Annotated in this window: 16 protein-coding genes and 3 pseudogenes; 12 read left to right on the top strand and 7 right to left on the bottom strand. The window is 58.1% G+C overall.

Features of this window, described 5'->3' with window-relative positions:
- Nucleotides 1–482 precede the first annotated feature (482 nt).
- The 7 genes from QY049_RS14480 to QY049_RS14450 all read left to right on the top strand — a co-directional run bounded on the left by QY049_RS14480 (nt 483) and on the right by QY049_RS14450 (nt 8,279).
- Nucleotides 483–2,276, top strand: coding sequence for an HrpF/NolX family T3SS translocon protein (locus QY049_RS14480; protein ID WP_128929721.1), 1,794 nt, complete (start codon nt 483–485; stop codon nt 2,274–2,276).
- 1,209 nt (nt 2,277–3,485) lie between these two features.
- Complete coding sequence (locus QY049_RS14475) at nt 3,486–3,719, top strand: hypothetical protein (RefSeq protein ID WP_128929722.1); 234 nt, start codon at nt 3,486–3,488, stop codon at nt 3,717–3,719.
- 106 nt (nt 3,720–3,825) lie between these two features.
- Nucleotides 3,826–4,719 carry a hypothetical protein gene (locus QY049_RS14470; RefSeq protein WP_128955094.1) on the top strand — a complete coding sequence of 298 codons (894 nt, stop codon included), beginning with the start codon at nt 3,826–3,828 and terminating at the stop codon, nt 4,717–4,719.
- Between the two features lie 32 nt (nt 4,720–4,751).
- Nucleotides 4,752–5,288, top strand: coding sequence for a hypothetical protein (locus tag QY049_RS14465; protein ID WP_128929724.1), 537 nt, complete (start codon nt 4,752–4,754; stop codon nt 5,286–5,288).
- Nucleotides 5,289–5,290: 2 nt separating this feature from the next.
- Complete coding sequence (locus QY049_RS14460; protein WP_128929725.1) at nt 5,291–5,713, top strand: histidine kinase; 423 nt, start codon at nt 5,291–5,293, stop codon at nt 5,711–5,713.
- 10 nt (nt 5,714–5,723) lie between these two features.
- Nucleotides 5,724–7,841 carry a type III secretion system export apparatus subunit SctV gene (sctV, locus tag QY049_RS14455; RefSeq protein ID WP_128929726.1) on the top strand — a complete coding sequence of 706 codons (2,118 nt, stop codon included), beginning with the start codon at nt 5,724–5,726 and terminating at the stop codon, nt 7,839–7,841.
- Between the two features lie 216 nt (nt 7,842–8,057).
- Nucleotides 8,058–8,279, top strand: a complete 222-nt coding sequence (locus tag QY049_RS14450; RefSeq protein ID WP_232995594.1) for a tetratricopeptide repeat protein — start codon at nt 8,058–8,060, stop codon at nt 8,277–8,279.
- Between the two features lie 910 nt (nt 8,280–9,189).
- Here the strand turns inward: QY049_RS14450 and QY049_RS14445 are convergent.
- The 3 genes from QY049_RS14445 to QY049_RS14435 form a co-directional block, all read right to left on the bottom strand.
- Nucleotides 9,190–9,987 carry an effector protein NopP gene (locus QY049_RS14445; RefSeq protein ID WP_276575808.1) on the bottom strand — a complete coding sequence of 266 codons (798 nt, stop codon included), beginning with the start codon at nt 9,985–9,987 and terminating at the stop codon, nt 9,190–9,192.
- A gap of 446 nt (nt 9,988–10,433) precedes the next feature.
- A complete protein-coding gene (locus QY049_RS14440; RefSeq protein ID WP_232995595.1) occupies nt 10,434–11,003 on the bottom strand; it encodes a maturase in 570 nt (189 codons plus the stop codon).
- On the bottom strand, nt 10,969–11,223 hold the full coding sequence (locus QY049_RS14435) for a hypothetical protein (RefSeq protein ID WP_232995652.1): 255 nt from the start codon (nt 11,221–11,223) through the stop codon (nt 10,969–10,971). Before QY049_RS14435 ends, QY049_RS14440 begins: the two co-directional genes overlap by 35 nt.
- Nucleotides 11,224–11,300: 77 nt before the next feature.
- Here QY049_RS14435 and QY049_RS39005 point away from each other — a divergent pair.
- The 5 genes and pseudogenes from QY049_RS39005 to QY049_RS14415 all read left to right on the top strand — a co-directional run.
- Nucleotides 11,301–11,534 (top strand): annotated as a pseudogene (locus QY049_RS39005) (hypothetical protein); the annotation flags it as partial.
- A 55-nt stretch (nt 11,535–11,589) separates the two neighbouring features.
- A complete protein-coding gene (locus tag QY049_RS14430) occupies nt 11,590–11,757 on the top strand; it encodes a DUF2309 domain-containing protein (RefSeq protein WP_164933827.1) in 168 nt (55 codons plus the stop codon).
- Nucleotides 11,750–12,493, top strand: a complete 744-nt coding sequence (locus QY049_RS14425; RefSeq protein ID WP_232995596.1) for a recombinase family protein — start codon at nt 11,750–11,752, stop codon at nt 12,491–12,493. The genes QY049_RS14430 and QY049_RS14425 overlap by 8 nt, the downstream gene beginning before the upstream one ends.
- Nucleotides 12,394–12,624 (top strand): annotated as a pseudogene (locus QY049_RS14420) (recombinase family protein); the annotation flags it as partial. The gene QY049_RS14425 and the pseudogene QY049_RS14420, both read left to right, overlap by 100 nt.
- Before the next feature lie 96 nt (nt 12,625–12,720).
- On the top strand, nt 12,721–12,990 hold the full coding sequence (locus QY049_RS14415) for a zinc ribbon domain-containing protein (protein ID WP_232995653.1): 270 nt from the start codon (nt 12,721–12,723) through the stop codon (nt 12,988–12,990).
- A gap of 86 nt (nt 12,991–13,076) precedes the next feature.
- Here QY049_RS14415 and QY049_RS14410 read toward each other — a convergent pair whose 3' ends face one another.
- The 4 genes and pseudogenes from QY049_RS14410 to QY049_RS14395 form a co-directional block, all read right to left on the bottom strand.
- Nucleotides 13,077–13,709: a hypothetical protein gene (locus tag QY049_RS14410; protein ID WP_128929727.1), complete on the bottom strand. Its 633-nt coding sequence runs from the start codon at nt 13,707–13,709 to the stop codon at nt 13,077–13,079.
- Between the two features lie 439 nt (nt 13,710–14,148).
- The gene (locus QY049_RS14405) at nt 14,149–14,298 is read right to left on the bottom strand and encodes a DUF2274 domain-containing protein (protein WP_232995654.1); all 150 of its coding nucleotides are present in this window, start codon (nt 14,296–14,298) and stop codon (nt 14,149–14,151) included.
- A 122-nt stretch (nt 14,299–14,420) separates the two neighbouring features.
- Nucleotides 14,421–15,539, bottom strand: a pseudogene (locus tag QY049_RS14400) (IS630 family transposase).
- A gap of 194 nt (nt 15,540–15,733) precedes the next feature.
- On the bottom strand, nt 15,734–16,018 hold the full coding sequence (locus QY049_RS14395) for a hypothetical protein (RefSeq protein ID WP_128929728.1): 285 nt from the start codon (nt 16,016–16,018) through the stop codon (nt 15,734–15,736).
- Nucleotides 16,019–16,317: the final 299 nt, after the last annotated feature.

Below are 16,317 nucleotides of genomic sequence, written 5' to 3'. Positions count from 1 at the left end.
TGCTTCATGGCGCTGACGGAGCAGACGCTAACCCTCTCGTAACGGGCCGTAAGCGCGCCCACTCGCCATCGCCAGACGACGCGGCAGTATCATTTAATTTTGTTGCACGAACCCGCGCCGATCTTCCGCGGATTGCAGGCCCGAGTTCCCATTTTTGCCATCTGCCGCGTGAGGACGCGACGGAGTGGCAGACACTTTTGGGGGGATGCGGGTATTGCGCAACACCGCATTCATGTCCGTTCGCGCATTCCGCTGAGCGCCGTCAGCTTCTCGAAAGCTAACTCCCGCTACTATAAAAGGGGGTGAATATCTAGCAGGCAATGAGCCTGTTGATCGGGACCTGAGCACTGGACGCTCACTCAGCCGCCGGGAGCAGCCGCCAGGAGTTGTTGGATCTGCCCATCAACACTTGGTGTTCGTCGCGAACTCGGGCTGCACGGTGTGACAGGACGGTGGCGCAATCTCACAGCACAGGATGTATAATGTCAGTCAACAACCTATCCCTCGCCGCCAACTCGAACGTGGCTTTGTCCGGGCTTGCCCCCGGGCTCACTCCGGCGCAAGAGCTGTCAAGTTTCGAGGCGGTGCTTGCGAGCTACGCCTTAAATGACACGACCGGCGATCATTCCGCACCACAGGATTCGGCCTCGGAGTCGACTAAGAACCTGACGGAGGAGCTCATACAGCTGACGGGGAATATCGTGCCACCCGACGTTAGGGCTGCATTGGACGCAGAAGCGTATAGCCAGCCCCCGCAGTCAACCTCTGCTGCGGCCTCCACTGCGATTGCAGCGGCGCCAGTACCCAGCTCACGGATTACATGGAACAGTGGCACTCTGACTGACACCGAGTTGCAGATTGTGTCGGTGCTGAACCGTCATAAAGATAAATGCCCCCTAGATTGGAAGTCGCTCGTAGATTTGGCGACGGACCCCTCCACACCGCCGGATCTGAAGACGGCGATCGAAGCATTGCAGCAGGATCCGGAGCTCTTCTATGCGATAGGCTCACAAGGCGATGGCCGCTGCGGGGGGACAATCAAGGCAGGAGATCTCTCCGGCTTCTCCGATCATCACTCACAAGTGGCTGCATTCCAGGAGCAGCAGGCGCGGCGCTACGAGCATAACTACGTTCCGTCGGACGGCACCGGAAACGGCCAGCCCTGCGTTATGACCCAGACCGACGCACTGCGTGAGCTCTATCGCTATTCTGATAATTTGCCCAAGAACCTGAGCCTCGCGGATTTCAGGCAGATCGTTGATGGCGAGGCTAAAACGGGTAAATGCCCACCTCAGGTTCTCGCAGCCGCGAGATACTTCCTCAATCATCCAGAGGAATGGAAACAGTTGTATGGCGGCTCGGTAGATAAGGTCCACAAAGAGGACTTCTTGCAGATGGCTTCGTCATCGATGAACCTCACGCATGCCGAGTTGGATACGCTAGGTACGATCAATAAGAACCAAGCGGCTTTTTTCGGGAAGGGTGACCTGACCCGGGAGACGCTCACTAGTATGGTCGATGACAAGAGTCTCGCCCCGGACGTGCGAAAGGCGGCCTCCCAGCTGTTGTCGGATCCTCTCTTGTTCGGATTGCTGAACAACTCGATCACAGGCTACAAGACCCACCACAAGTTCTTCGACTTCGGCGGCGGCCATACGGTCGATTCCGGCAACATCAGCAGTAACGATTTCACCCATTTCTTCAGCAACATGTCCGGCGCGAACCGCACCGCTCACCAATTGAAGCAGCACGCTGTTCAGCCGGCTGCCGACCAGGCGGCCGTCAAGGACATGATGACGGGCGTGGCGGACCAGCCGGACGTCAAGTCACCCAAGAAAAACGGAGGTGCCTTCATGCACGCCTTTGATGAAGTGCTCAAGGTGGGCTCCAACGTGCTTGACTGGGCTGCGACGGCAGTTGGTGTACTCGGCTTCATTCCAGGTTTGGGGGAATTGACCGATCTCGCGTCAATGATACTCGAGAGCGAGGCGCAAGCAGCAAATCTTCTGCACACAGCCATCACAGGCGGCAACATAAAGCAGGCGCTGGAAGAAGCGGGACTCAATCTTGCGGCACAGGCGGTGGGTTGTATCGGCGGCCCGGAGGTCAAACTAGCCATGCGCGAAGGCTTGACGAAGCAGGCAATTCAAGAAGCCGCGACGGCCGGCGTCAACCTTCCGGTCTCGATGGCACAATCTTACGCGGAGGACTATTTGAACTCCCTAAAGGAGCGGATTGAGTCCGCGGACATGCAAGCTGCAGGCGTTTACAGCTAGTCAGAGTGACTTGGGGCTCTCGGCTCACAACTGCGTGGCTAGACGAGCTTGCGCAGCCCTCGTGCGGTTGGGTCTCCACTCCAAACCGGTAGGGGCTCGCAAGCTTTGCCAGCATGTTCGAGCTCCTTACCCACATCCGACGACTTTGCTTCGCCGGTTTTCACCATGGCCCGCTTTATGTTTGGCTGGACTCGACCGGTGCTTCGAGAGCAGCCCCAAATGCGGCACGTCGTCGCAACAGTTCGATAGGCGGCCGTCCGGTTCCAACAGCCGACGCTGAACTTGTCGACTTTCTTAACACCGGGACAGAACGAGATGATGTCGACGAGAAGGCACACGCCGCACTGAGATGCGCAATAGGGCAGAACGAATGAGACCAAGGGCGACCGCTCGAGGCTTGCCCTTTGCCCGCTCAGCGGGAAAGTGCTCGATGACGCTGAGGGCTTAGCAGACTTGGCGGATTTGCCTTGACGCTCTAATCGCTTCAGCACGCTTAACATTCCAGGTCGTGTTTGATCCGATCTAGGCACATCGCCGCCTGCGCTTGGCAGGGAGAAATGTCTTAATGCCTTACCTGATGGAGATGCCGCCGGCGACGGCGAGCGGGACGTTATAGCATCTCGGCCTCAAAGCCTGATGATCAACGAGACCGCCCGATCAACCGGCTTCATAACATGATCGTCTTTCTTGGTGCCAACTGTCTGATCTCCACACGTGGCCGATGCACCAATCACGTCGAATTCGTTAATCCGCCAAAACCGGTTGAATTTCTGAGATCCGTCAGCTTGTCGAAAGCTAATGCTCGCACAGTGAGGAAAGCCACGACGGCATGACCACCTTGACATAGGAGACGCCTTTAATGCGCATTCCGAGTTCAAGCGCCACTGCGCGCGTTGCTCCTGACTTCCATGCTGCTCGTGGTGACAAGAACGGCTCCCGCACACCCGACGACAATGACAATCATGGTCAATCGCCTGGTACAAGCAGCGCTGGAAATGGCACGTCAACTCCGGACAGTAGCTCGCAAGAGGCCGCGTTGCGCCAAGCATTCAACGCCGCTCTCGGAGCCGCGGCTGTCCAAATGGCAAGTAATGCAATGGCTCGTTTCCATGAGGCCATTAGCGAGGAGGATTCCTGACGCCGGATGTTGCGGCGTCGGGAAATAGGAGCCGCCAGGAGCGGCGACACCCGAACACACAGGAGAACAATATGCCTTCTAAAATTGGTGCGACTACTGCCTCGGTCGCAGGGGGGGCCGCTGGCACCGCTACGGCCGCAGTTGGTGCTGCAGCTGCTGAAGTCACCGGAGACGCCGCTTGGCACGCCCAAATCGCCGCTCTGACTGCTGAAACCACCAAAGCGACTGAGAGGGATGTGCAACTTCGCATCGTTTCAACAGAGCTCACGACGATCAAGAAGGTCGCCGACGAGCGGGTGCAGTAACGGAGGAGGTGGGACGACGTCGTCGTTCCACCTTTCTTCGCCTGCGTAAGCTGCAAAGCTCGCAACGAGCCGTACGGCTCTCTCGCTGTTCAGGAGACCGTCGACCGTGAATGAACCACACTCCCTGCATTTCGAGGTGCTGTCGGGGCTTTACTCCGGGCTGACCGGCAAATTGGGCTTTGGATCGAGCCTGATTGGTAGCGACCTGGATGCTGACTTGGTTTTCATCGAACAAGGGCTCGAACGTCATCACTTTCGTATCACCCCCCATCACAATTCGATTGAAATCGAGCCTCTTGCGCCGCAAGTAAGGATAGAGGGACAACGGGCACTTCTCCCGAACGAGCGCGTTGCTGTTTCTCTTCCCGCCGTCATCCATGCGGGCGAGATGTCCATCCGTTGTTCCATAGAGGATTCCAAACAAGCTGGCTCCATCAGCCGCTGGCTCGGATCGACCGCGGTACTCGCCTCTGTCCTGATCAGTTCCGTCGCGGTCGGCGCCGTCTCAACGAGTTTCGTCGAGACGGACAGCGCTGTTGACGTGAACGCCGACTTGCACCGTAACGTCGACGTTGCACCTAAGCTGGCGCCCAACGCTCCTGATGCTCCGACCGCCGAAGCAGCTGCCACACGGCTGCAAGAGGAAGTTGATCGAGCGGGCCTTTTTGATATCAAAGTCCGATCTGAGCCGGGTGTTGTCGCTGCTGACGGTACCGTAACGCGCGCTTCTCTCCCAAAGTGGCGGGAAGTTCAAGAATGGTTCGATCGCGATCGAAAGGACGCATATGTTCTCGTCAATGCAGTCGCCATCAGGGAGGAGAAGACGCCGTCCTCGATTTCCGTCGAAGCCGTTTGGCGAGGAAGTGAGCCATATCTGGTCATCGCTGGTCAAAAGTATTTCGTGGGCGCGCTGTTGAATAACGGATGGACCGTCAATGGGATTGAGGAACGACGTCTGCTGCTGAGCAGGAACGGCCGGCTTGTTGCCCTCCCCTATTAGAGTTTCAGCCCGCGAATAAGGAGGAAAGACTCATGACTAGGCTGTCTGAGCATTCGCTTGAGCCCGGCGCCTCTTTTGAGGAGCTCAAGGTCGACGACAACCCACCTGCTATTACGCCGGCGACTGCTAGAGCCACGGAATCCGCAATCGAGAGAACTCATGCAAATGGTGGCAAGAGCTTCGCGATTTTCCAGGATGATCCCCCGCAAGATCTGCCTGTTGTCTCCGCGATCGTAACCGCACTGGACCTTACCTCTATTGATCCCGTTTCGCGCGTCAATGTCAACGAGGCGCGCGGCGAGATTGGTGAGATCAAGCCAGGCTCAGAACTTGCTTGGCTTAATGGTCCCAGTCTCGCGGACAACCTGCTCTCCTTTGTCACGCCGCGCCTATTTCATTCGCATGTTTTGCGCCCAGAGAAGCAGGGCATTCTTCTCGAGCGTTTGGCCGATACGCTCTCGGCCGCGCCAGAGAGTTCGGTGTCTCGTGAAGACCTCGCGATTGTGCAGTTGGAGCTGCGACGGTTAATTCTGCTCCGGCAGAATGACAACGGTTTAATCAAAGGCTAGCAATGGCCGCGCCTGACGGAGAGCAACACCTCACACCTGCTCCGCCGCCACACTTATCACGTGCCGGTGAGGTTTTGCACATCACAAGAAGGGAGCGTGATTTGCTCTGCGCGCTTTCGTATGTCCATCTTGCCTGCGGTCAGAGCGCACAGAGCCTGGCTCTGTTGCAAATCGTAGCTCACGAACATTCTTACGACGTCGAGCTGCTCCGCATTCTGGTCTACGCTCTGATCTCGGAGGGCCACGGTGACGACGCATTGGCGGCACTGGACAGGTTAGACAAGCTTGACGACGACCCGTCTTCGCGCCTGCCTTTGATGGTCTTGCGCAGTCATGCGCTTCGTCAGGCCGGCCGCATGGCCGAGGCACGCGCACTCTTCAAGAGCTATGTTTCATTGCGGAGCGCTGCTCCAATCAAACAATAACAGGCTTCTCATGGCCAATACCCTGCATAGTCTCATCGTGCGCGCACCAGCTAACCCAGATTTGATGGTCGCGTTGATGCTTCTTCTGGCGATCGGAATGATGATCATGCCGATCCCGATCGTATTGATCGACATGCTGATCGGCTTCAACCTCGGCTTTGCCATACTGCTGCTGATGGTGGCCCTGTATCTCAAGACGCCGCTTGACTTTTCGTCCTTGCCAGGCGTCATCCTGATCTCGACCGTCTTTCGCCTAGCGCTTACCGTCGCGACGACGCGGTTGATTCTTGCGGAGGGGGATGCCGGCAGCATCATACATACATTCGGCGATTTCGTTATATCCGGCAATATCGCTGTTGGCATCGTCATATTCCTCATTGTGACCATGGTGCAATTCATGGTTCTCGCCAAAGGCGCAGAACGGGTCGCAGAAGTGTCGGCGCGTTTCACGCTCGACGCGCTTCCGGGCAAGCAGATGGCAATCGACGCGGAACTGCGCAACGGGCACATCGATCAGAACGAATCTCGCCGTCGGCGAGCGGCGCTGGAGCAAGAGAGCCAACTTCACGGCGCTATGGATGGCGCTATGAAATTTGTGAAGGGCGACGCCATCGCCGGGCTCATAGTTATCTGCATTAACATGCTGGGCGGCATCACAATCGGCTTGCTCTCCAAGGGCATGCCCCTGGAGGAGACGCTGCATCAATATACGATCCTCACCATAGGTGATGCGCTAATTTCGCAGATCCCGGCTCTGCTGCTGTCAATTACGGCTGCAACCATTGTCACTCGTGTCAATGGTCCTTTGCAGCTCAATCTGGGTGGCGATATTGTCAGCCAACTGACGGCCAGCACGCAAGCGCTGCGGTTGGCCGCCGGCGTCCTGATTGTGATGGGGCTCGTACCGGGTTTCCCTTTGCCTCCGTTCATCATGCTGGCCGTACTCTTCGGCGCGGCGAGCTTTGTCAATGTTGGCGTGCAGCGCGCCAAGAACGCCGCCAAGACGGAGGTCAGTAGCGCCGGTACGCCTCAAGCTCCATCGCAGGGTCAGAAACAGACCTTGCCTGCAGAGGCCCTTCCAATCGCGCTGTTCCTCGCACCAAACCTTGCAGGTGCAATCGACAAAGAGGAACTCGAGCAGGCAATCGTGCGAATATCGACACTGGTCTCATCTGATCTTGGTATCACAATTCCGCGCATACCAACCAAGATAGACCAGCTTTTACCTGAATCGCAATTCAGGGTAGACGTTGAGGGAGTGCCCGTTGGGCGAGATTTTGTGGATCCGACGCAACTCATGCTCAACGACGACGTAGCGAATATTGAATTGAGCGGTATCCCCTTTCGGCAAGACGTAGAGACAAATCGGATTTGGATCGAACAACTTCATGCGCCGGCTCTCAAAGCAGCCGGGATAGGGTATCACCGTCCGAGCGAAGTCGTCGCCTTGCGCGTCCAGTCGACATTGATGCGCTATGCACAGCGCCTGGTGGGCATTCAGGAGACCCGACAATTGCTGGGCCGAATGGAGCAGGAATATGCCGATCTGGTGAAGGAGGTGCTGCGCACGATGCCGGTTCCCCGGATCGCCGATGTCCTGCGCCGCTTACTGGACGAGGGCATCCCAATTCGCAACACTCGCTTGGTCCTGGAGGTGTTGGCAGAATGGAGTGAGCGCGAACAAAATGTTGTGTTGCTTACCGAATATGTTCGCTCCGGTCTGAAACGGCAGATCTGTCATCGCTATGCCAACGCCCACCGTGTCGTGGCAGCCTTTATCGTAGAGCGCCACACCGAGGATATCGTGCGCGGTGCGGTGCGCGACACCGCCGTGGGTCCTTATCTCGTTTTGGACGATTGCGATAGCGAGATGCTGCTTTCGCAGTTTCGCAAGATCCATTCGAGCATCGCACGCGGTCAGAGCCAACCCGTCATTCTGGGTTCGATGGATATCCGGCGTTTCGTCCGGGGTTTTCTCACCCGCAACGGGATCGACCTTCCTGTTCTTTCGTATCAGGATCTCGCTGCGGATTTTACGGTTCAGCCGATTGGATCCGTCAAGCTAGAGGCTTCACAACATAAGACTTCCCCAGGAGAGCGTCGTGACCCGATCGCCGCAACCAGCTAACAAAGGCACAGCAGTGGTCGTGAGATAGCAGTTGAATTTATGTAAAATGAATGTCTGGCGGCGGTTGTTCTCACTTGATCCGAAGTTATACTCAGCCATCCTCGCTCCGCTTGCCATTCTGCTACTCGGAGGCTGCGCGAGCTCGCCTAAGCCCAGTCCTTCATCGCAGCAAGAGACCGCTCCAGAACGCTAGGCGACAAGGATATCGATCCTGCTATGCGCGACCGCATTGCCTACGCTCTCCAAGCGGACGCTGACGAGGAGACTTTTCGCGAAACGTTGAAACAACAACCGGGCAAGGTCAATGCGGCGATTCCTCTGGCGCGTGCCCTGCTGGTGCGCAAGCGCCCGGATGAGGCGCTTGATGTCCTCGACAAGGTCTTGCTCGCGGTCCCTGCAGACCTGCGCGCCCTGAATTGCGAAGGGAGTTGTGCTTGACAGTGAAGGACGTCACCGTGAAGCACAAGCGCTATATCGGCAAGCTCTCGCAACGACCCTCGATAATCCGATGCTGCGCAACAACTTAAAGCTGTCGCTCGTACTTAATGAGAAGGCCAAAACAGGAAGCGCGAGCCTACAGCAGTTTTAGCCGCCCATCAGGGGGCGCAATCTCGCTAGCGCCGTTGCTCGCTAACGATACATTTCCTGCAGGGTTTGGTAGGTTGAGCACGGCTCAGCCTGCATCCGCTGGGGTCCTTTTTCGGCTAACGGGTTAGTCGCGAGTCAATGTGCAGATGCTCTCTTATCCCCGAGGCTTGGGATTGCGTGTGCTGGTTCTGACACTCATGTCTGTCTTCCAGCGACCTAGTGTATGCGATGGAGAGAGCATTTGCTGGTTTTTCTCTACAGCAACGCCGAAGAAACATTACGCACGACGCAAGCAATTCGCATTGCTTGTCGCACCGGCCGCCGACGAACAACTTGATGGTATGCTCAGCACGAGGTGGCTCGACATCTCTCCAGATTTGGCGTCTTCGATCGAAACGGCCGAAGACACACCATCAGATTCGCTCCTCAAACGGAAATCACTTTGGACCGTTCTGATGGTGGACATTGGCGCACACCGCGACTGGGCTGGAAACCGGCACGATGACGCGTGGCCCCCATGGCGTCAATCCGCGAATGATTCCTCCTCTCCGGATGCAAATGGAAAGCCCCGGCTCGAAGCCGGGGCTTTTGTTGAGCTATCATCGCCGCGCAACTCTCATAGACCACGGTGCGGTTGTTACCAGGGATCTCATCCGGTCAAAGCGGTCGGCTTCGACCCGCCGAGGACTCAACGTAAGCCGACAATGTCGACTTACGTTGCTCCACCGCCCGCCGCGACACGAACGCTTGCAGATCCGCGCTACATAAAGTCACCGTCCTCGTCGGAATCTGCTGCAGCTTCAGTATCACTGTCCGCTTTGGAGAGATAGCGCCGAGAACTAGTTGCACGTTGCCATTCACCATCGCTGTTTAGCTCCCACTTTCCGGACTGGGTGGGATCGAGCACCATGTCGTCCTCATCCACTTCAACGAACCCCATTGCTTGCGCGCGGGCTTTCGCTTCTGGATTAGCAGGACGCCAATTCACCAACGGTCGTTCGCCGTCTTGCCGAAGTTGGTGCTCGAGCAGAATATCGCCAGCATTCGTGACAAGCGGATGAGCCACCTGAAAGTCGACAACTGAGGTGACTTCACTTCTTCCGGGGAACTGGTCTCGCCACCTACCGCTTTCGAACTCAGTCATGCTGAATCCGCGTTCAGTCCTTTGCAGGCCGACGCTCATATTTCCTAACTGGTAGCTGTAGTATCGGGCGTCCTCGGAATCTCTTCTGACGGCGTACTTCTCGGCAACCTCTACCGTGCGCCTTGCTCTTTCAGATACAAGCTCAGAGTATTCGTGAGGATTGTTGGCGATTCGATTGATAGCTTCCCCATGATAGTTCCGCGCCTCTCTCCTGAATGTCGCTTGATCGATTTCAACCACGGGTGGCCTTGCAAGGAGGGCATATTGCGGATGCGAAGATGAGCTGCCGGCCGAATCTTGCAACTGCATTCTAGCGAACGCGTCCGCGAAGTCTTGGCTTTCGCAATTCGAATGCTCCGCATCTTGCCGATAATAAGTTTCGTTCTCGGAAAAATTGTTGATTCGACCGTACATGATGAGCACTCTCCTATGGTTCACATGTCTTGCATTGTGTCGGGCCGCTGACCAACCCACTCGTAGACCCCTAAGCTGTCCATACTCTGACACCAGCCTATAAATGGAAGGGACCTGCTGCTGCGCGGTGCTGGTCAGCGAGTACAGTTTCGGCGCCATGCCTCGGAACCGGTTGATGAGCGCCGTAACGAACAGGCCTCGCCTCCGCTAGGGCGAGGACCTTCCGAATAGAGTTGCATCATCCAAGCTCGCTCCTCCTCAGCATAGGATTAAATCAGACAATTCCCCTCTGACGATGTCGATTCGGGAGAAACAACAGGCTCTAGATCGAGATCTTACTTGGCCTGTTTGGATCGTGGTCGAGTAGCTCAGCCATTTGGCTTTCGCCCTCACAGATCCGGGCAGGCGGCTTTCCCGCACCCGGCTCTTCCCGAGAGTAACCCGCGTCATATCCGCGCCTGCGCCCAAGTGCGAGTGATGCCCGGACCGGGCAGACGGAAGTGTGTCGTCAGGGTCTCGAACTCCGACCAGCCCATGCGCCGACTTTTCTGGCTACGCCGTCTCAGACAGCGCATCCACGTCCGACGCACTTCGCGGTAGAAGCCGTTGAGCGCTGGATAATTGTGCGGCCTGCCGTAGTAGCCGTAGTGTCCACGCAGAACAGCGGCGAACCACTGGTGCTGCGTGGCCAGTGACTCGTGCATGAGCCGCCAGGCGTCCTGGCGCAACGCCGTCAGCTTGCGCGTCAGGCGTTTCCCGTCCGTCTTGTGCTTCACCATGAACCGGCCGTCCCGGGTCCGCCCGCAGTAGTGGGTGAAGCCGAGGAAGGCGAAGGTCTCGGGCCGCCGCTCGCCGCGCCGCTGACGCGAGAGGGCCTCAAACCGGCCAAACTCGATCAGCCGCGTCTTGCCCTCATGAAGCATCAGGCCAAAGCTGGCCAGCCGCACCTTGAGGGCCAAGAGCATCTCCTGCGCATCCGCCTTACTCTCGAAGCCCATGACGAAGTCGTCGGGCATAGCGCACGGTGCGACCGCGTGCATGGCGACGGCGCCATTGGTGGGCCCAGAGATCGAGGACGTAGTGCAGGAAGACGTTGGCGAGGAGCGGGCTGATGCCCGCCCCTTGCGGAGTACCCCTGTCCGTTTCTTGCTTCTCGCTGCTCTCCAGAACACCGGCCCGCAGCCACAGCCCAATGAGCCGTAGAATGCGAGGATCGGCGATCCTGTGCGCCAGCATCCGCAACAGCCACTCGTGGTCGACCGAGTCGAAGGAAGCGGCCACACACTACCCATCGCCATGATATCCCAGCTTCGGTGACGATCACGCGCAAGCGTCACGCATTCGAAGGTCAGGCGTTGGCCGTGATCGGCACCATTAGGCGGCGCGGCGTCCGCTATCTCCTCACAGTTCTGCCAGATGGCAGTCGGTCGTTGATTCCGGCGAGTTGGACCGATTGGAAGGTTGAGCCGCTTGGAGGCACGCCGCCGACCGATGACGCTGTCCACGATCTCGGCAGGCTCGGTGATTTGCTCCACTTGCGCAAGCTCGTCGACGCTCTTTGCATCGGGGGTGCCGAGTCGGCGCCGTGCAAGGAGAGTCGCCATGCAATTGAACCTGGAGTTTTTCGATCAGCCCGATGTTCCACCAAGCGCGCCAGCAGCGTGGGACCAAATCGACGAAGCCGCCCGCATGGCGGCAATCGAGATTCTGGCGCGCCTCATTGCACGCCTGCTCCCGGACGACCTGGCGATGGAGGCAAGCGATGAGTGAGCGCGTCAAGATTACGTCAAGTCATCTCTCTCGACAGGCTTTCGTCTATCTGCGCCAATCCAGCGCCGCACAGGTCGAGCACAACCGCGAATCAACCGACCGGCAATATGCGCTTGCCGGCAAAGCGCGTGACCTCGGCTGGCCCGATGAACGCATCATCGTTATCGACGAGGATCTTGGCCTCTCCGGTTTGGGCTCGGTGGCGCGTTCGGGCTTTGCCCGCCTCACCGCCGAAGTGGCGCTCGCGCGCGTGGGCCTGGTGCTCGGTCTCGAAGTCTCGCGGCTCGCGCGCAATAACGCCGAATGGTACCGCCTGATTGATCTGGCCGGATTTACCGACACGCTGATCGGCGATGCCGACGGCATCTATCATTCGGCCGTCTTCAACGATCGCCTCTTGTTGAGGCTCAAAGGCACGATGAGCGAAGCCGAACTGCACGTGCTGCGGGCTCGCCTCAACGGCGAATCCGCAACAAGGCGGCGCGGGGTGAACTGCGCCGCGGGCTGCCGGTCGGCTTCGTCTGGGGCGAGGCTGATGGCGAGGTCCGCTTCCATCCTGACGAAGCTGTCGTCATCGCCATTCGCAGTGTTTTTGCACGCTTTGCCGAGATGGGATCGGCGCGTCGCGTTTGGCTCTGGTTTCGTTCCGAGGGGCTCACGTTCCCGCTGCAGCTGCACGCCCGTGCCCAGATCCGTTGGGTCGAGGCAAGCTACACCGCCATCCACCAGGTCTTGACCAATCCCGTCTATGTCGGCGCCTATATCTATGGCAAAACGCGTCAAGAGACGATTCTCTTTAGCACTGGTGCCCGCAAGAGGCGGATTCGATTCTTGCCGCGTTCCCAATGGCAGGTTCTCATCCCCGAGCATCATCCAGGGTTCATCGACTGGCAGACCTATGAAGCAAATCAGCAACGTCTCGCCGCGAACACGCGACCCCAGCCGCACAAGGGCGGCGGCGCCGTGAGAGAGGGCAACGCCCTCCTGCAAGGTCTTGTCAGTTGCGGCCATTGCGGCCGCCGCCTGCACACCCACTATCGCGGACGCAATTCTTCGCCAGGTTATCACTGTGCTGGCAAAGTGCTGGTCGAGAACCGAGGCGTTTACTGCCTCAATATCGGCGGCGTTCAGGTCGATGACGCCATCACCCGGGCGTTCATTGCCGCGTTGGAGCCCGCCAAACTGACCGCGACACTCACCGCCGAGAGGGAGGCGACGGGAAGTCTAGTGTAGTGAACACCTAACTTTCGTGCGCTAGTGTCGGGGGCCGCGTGAGCTGTCGTTGTGTGAGTGAGCAAACTGCTCGTAGATCGAGCTAATCAGCTCAACGGGGATGATATCGAAGCGGTATGGAAATAGCGAATGCTGCCCAGTCTCCGGGTCAATGGCTTCGAGAAAGTCCGCAACCGAACAAAGTGCTTATGGCGCAAGCGGCTCATTGGCATGGAGGCTGGAAACATGTCTCCGTTGAACGTGGCGCGAAGCCATGCAAATAACGCGTGCGAAGACGTCGTATTGCGTAAGGCGTCAGGCAACGTGTCTTCGCCGCAATGTTTTTTGAGCTTGCGCTTATCTACGATACCGCGGTCGACGAGATACTGGGTAAATATTACTCGGCCGATTAGACCTTGAGCGATGCCTCGCTCTAGGTCATCAGCGACGAGGTCCCGCTCGAGAGCGCTTAGATCGGACAGAAGCCTTTGATCGACGGTATTCTTCCGATTGATGGAATCGTTTCGAAGCCAGAATTGGCCGCTCTCCATTGCGAGGCGCCCGGCGAGTTCGTCCAGCGCGGTTAGCTCGCTAGCGATGATCTTGAACGTGTGGAGTCGGTTAGCTTCCGCATCGCCTTGTGCAAGCGGCCGGCCAAAGCCGTTGTAAAGCTCGATTGTGCTCGGGCTGACGATCCACAGGAGGGGCGTGTCGTGCCCATGGCGTCGCCAGCCTCTCAAGCTCGCTCGTCGATCACGCGAAGTCAAAGGAACTTGCCGTTCGCACCAGGGACGTCGCGTTACCAACGGCCCCGAGTAGAGCAGTTGTTCAATCGGTTTCCTCTTAAGCACGCAAGATGCGCTGAAAGCGCCCTGGCGTTCACCACAAGTCGGCAGCCGACATTTATCGGAAATTGAACGGTGATGGGTTGCGCCGGCTCGCCGCGAACAGAAGCCCTGCGTCCATTCCGAAGCCGAGCTTTTGAGTGTCTGCCTTTCGCAAGAACCGTTAGTTGCGGGGATACGCAACACCCGATTGTTGCGTTTGGTAGAACAGGAAATTCCGAGAGCCTCTGCATAACTGATCAGAAATGGCGACTCTGCGCCCCAACGCCTTCTAAGCTGTTGATTTAAAAGGTAGTTCATCGCTGCGCAGGTTGCTCGACCTGCTTCGCGAGCGCTAACCGGATCTCTCGGCCGCTCGAGGGACGGAATGAGTGTCACTTCGCTGGGGACATCGCAAGGCGCGGTCGGTCGCCACAAAGCGCTCGATCATGGGAGGAATCAATTTAGGGGGCTCTGTTGGCGTCGCGCTGCGGTTCCGTGTCAGAATTTCCGCGTTGTCCGGCCTCTAACGGGGCTATTTCATGCCTGTGATGTCTGGTTGCTAAGACGGTCGCCGGACATCCACACGATGACGAGGTTGGCCGAAGCGTTGAAGGAGGTCTTATCCTAGTGTCTTGAACCAGAAGTTCGCAACATCGGGTCTTGTTTTTCCGGGGCGCTGTAACGACAGAAGCGCTCGATGGAAGCAAGGATGTCGTCGGCGGATTTGGTCCATCGGAACGGTTTCGGATCGGCGTTGTGTCGTTCGATGAATGAGGCGATGTCTGCCCTGAGGGCGGCTACGCTGCGATAGACGCCGCGCCTGATCTTCTTATCGGTAAGAAGCGCGAAGAAGCGCTCGACCTGATTGAGCCATGACGAACTGGTCGGGGTCAGGTGCACATGCCAGCGCGGCCGTTTAGCCAGCCATTTCCGGATCAGCGGAGTCTTGTGGGTGGCATAGTTATCCATGACGAGATGGACGTCGAGTTGGCGGGGCACAGCGGCCTCGATCTCGTCCAAGAACTTGCGGAACTCGGCGGCACGGTGCCGTCCGTAGCACTTGCCGATAACCCGTCCGGTCGCAATGTCGAGGGCGGCGAACAGCGATGTGGTGCCGTGTCTTTTGTAATCGTGGCTCCTTCGGGCCGGCTGGCCGGGACGCATTGGCAACATCGGCTGACTGCGGTCCAACGCCTGGATTTGCGACTTTTCGTCTACACACAGAACGATGGCGTGTGCCGGCGGCGAGACGTAAAGGCCTACGACATCGCGCACCTTGGCCACGAAGTTCGGATCGGTCGAGAGCTTGAACGTCTCCATCCGGTGCGGCTGGAGGCCGAAGGCCCGTCAGATGCGTTGTACCGTCGATACGGATAGGCCGCTCGCCTTCGCCATGTCCCGGGAGCTCCAATGAGTGGCGTTCTCAGGGCAACTCTCCAACGTTCTCACGATCACGGCTTCGATGCGGGCGTCGTCAATCGTGCGAGGCGCGCCGGAGCGCGGCTCATCATGCAGCCCGGCCACGCGCTGCTCCACAAAACGTCGTCGCCACTTGCCTACTGTGCCCCGCTCCAGGCCTAGCTTGGCCGCCACGTCCTTGTTCTGACCACCTTCCGCGCAGGTCAGCACGATCCGGGCTCTCAAAGCCAGCGCCTGCGCCGTCTTCCGCCGCTTCGTCAGCGACGTCAGTTCGGCGCGCTCGTCATCGCTCAATATCAGGGGGGCAAGTTGCTGGACCGCCATCGGAGACTCCGTCGCTGTTTGCCGCCATCTTTGGCACAGCGACGCGAATCTAATGCGAATCTACGATTGCGAACTTGTGACTCAGGACACTAGAGTTTTACTTCACCGATCTGGCGAACAGTCGTTGCAACGCGACTGCAAAAAAAGGGAGGCTGCCAACTGCGCGGGTGTGAATTGGCCGGATAGCTCTCGACTTAAGCAATGGTTTCCACGATTTCATAGCGCCGGATCAGCGGTCCGATCCCCTCGTTGAGCAGGGTCAGGACGTTCTGCGTTGTCGGAGCGAGGAGTTCAATCCGCTCGATGCGAACTGGACTCCATGAAGGCTGCTTGTCCTCATCCGAGGCGATTTCCTCGCGGAGTTCGAGAACGATCTGTCGCACCTCTTCCAGCTCTGCAAAAAAGAAACTCTGGATTCCTGTGTCTTTCCAGCGATCTTCGTTCGGCTCAATCTCGCGTGAGTAGGTATATAAGATCATGGTTCCTCGCCTGCATGGGCGGCGGCGATCAAGGTGAGACCTTAGCGACAATCAGGATGAGACTGCGCGGATGGGGACGGACCGAAGGGAGGGCGTAGCCCGACCGGAGGACCGTTCCCATCGGCGTCGCGTTTTTCGGACCGGTCTGGCGGCTGGGTGCGGCTGGTGCAAGCTGTTGATTCGTCTCGACAAGAGGGAATCGATGCCTTGCCTGGCCTTCACATCACCGACCACCAGATGAGATGGGATGGTTGCCGCCCTCCCCAGACGGCATCGTAATGTGCCAAGAACGCAGTGTT

It is taken from the genome of Bradyrhizobium sp. WYCCWR 13022, from assembly GCF_030435535.1.
Lineage (GTDB): Bacteria > Pseudomonadota > Alphaproteobacteria > Rhizobiales > Xanthobacteraceae > Bradyrhizobium.
The sequence above is the reverse complement of the archived record's forward strand: the minus strand, read 5'-3'. Positions and strand labels throughout refer to the sequence as shown.